The 1000-nt window shown below is 67.9% G+C and carries 3 pseudogenes; 1 reads left to right on the top strand and 2 read right to left on the bottom strand.

Going from position 1 to position 1000, the window contains the following annotated elements:
* Positions 1-205: pseudogene (locus A9X05_RS21605) on the bottom strand (LLM class F420-dependent oxidoreductase); the annotation flags it as partial.
* Between the two features lie 202 nt (positions 206-407).
* Between A9X05_RS21605 and A9X05_RS21600 the strand changes: the two are divergent.
* A pseudogene (locus A9X05_RS21600) lies at positions 408-821 on the top strand (2-hydroxyacid dehydrogenase); the annotation flags it as partial.
* On the opposite strand, the pseudogene A9X05_RS32735 reads toward A9X05_RS21600, so the two are convergent.
* Positions 813-1000: pseudogene (locus A9X05_RS32735) on the bottom strand (NAD(P)-dependent oxidoreductase); the annotation flags it as partial. The pseudogenes A9X05_RS21600 and A9X05_RS32735 overlap by 9 nt on opposite strands.

The following is a 1000-nucleotide window of genomic DNA, read 5'->3' as shown; positions in this document are numbered from 1 at the left end:
CGAACAAGACGAACGGCTCGTGAAACGTCGAGTCGATGTCGTATGGGCCGGTCCAGCCGCGGTGCACCAGGGGGTCGGCGCCCACGACGTGGTCGTACGCCAGGATATGGCTGAATCCGAGTTCCTGTACGCCCTCGCCGTATGCACGCACGACCGCCGGGTCGCCGCCAACCTCGGTTTGCGGGAACACCACTCCGATGCGCACCCGCGGTGCAACCGAGCCGCCGGGGGATTGCTTCCCGCGCAATGGAAAAAGTTTGAGGGACGGTGCCGTCTTCGCGCCTCTCGGCAAGTGGTCGCTCGAAGCGACGGTTCTCAAGGTGGTACCCGGGGGAATGTACGACACCGCCGGGCATCACAACCACGACCGCCGCCCGAATATTTCACCGACGCCCGATGATGGACGCGTGACGACAAAAAAGATTGGACATGCGCTGCGGATCGGCCGCTTCGAGCGGACTTTCGAAGCCGAGCTGACCGCGCGGTACGAGATCCCCAAGCTTCCCGACGGTCCGGGGCGCGCCGACTTCTTCGCCGAACATGCGGCTGACGTTCGCATCGTGATCACATCGGGCACGGCCGGTGTCGACGGCGACACCATCGCCGCGCTGCCCAACCTCGAGGTGATCGTCAACAACGGCGCCGGCGTGGACCTGATCGATCTGCCCGCGGCGCGGCGCCGCGGCATCGGCGTCAGCAACACGCCCGACGTCCTTTCGGACACGGTGGCCGACACCGCGCTGGGCCTGATCCTGATGACCCTGCGCCGTTTCGGCGCCGCCGACCGCTACGTGCGGGCGGGCCGCTGGCTGCGCGACGGCACAGTCGAATCCGAGCAGCCTGGTCGCGATCGCCGAACCGATGCGACCCAGACCCAGGATGCCAACCTGCAGGCCGCTGAGGTCCCGGGCGTATGGGAACGGGCCGTCGCGCAGCCAGCGGCCCGCCCGCACGTAGCGGTCGGCGGCGCCGAAACGGCGCAGGGTCATCAGGATCAGGC

Source organism: Mycobacterium sp. E3298 (assembly GCF_001666895.1).
Taxonomy (GTDB): domain Bacteria; phylum Actinomycetota; class Actinomycetes; order Mycobacteriales; family Mycobacteriaceae; genus Mycobacterium.
Note: the sequence above shows the minus strand (reverse complement) of the source record. Positions and strands in the feature narration are given on the sequence as shown.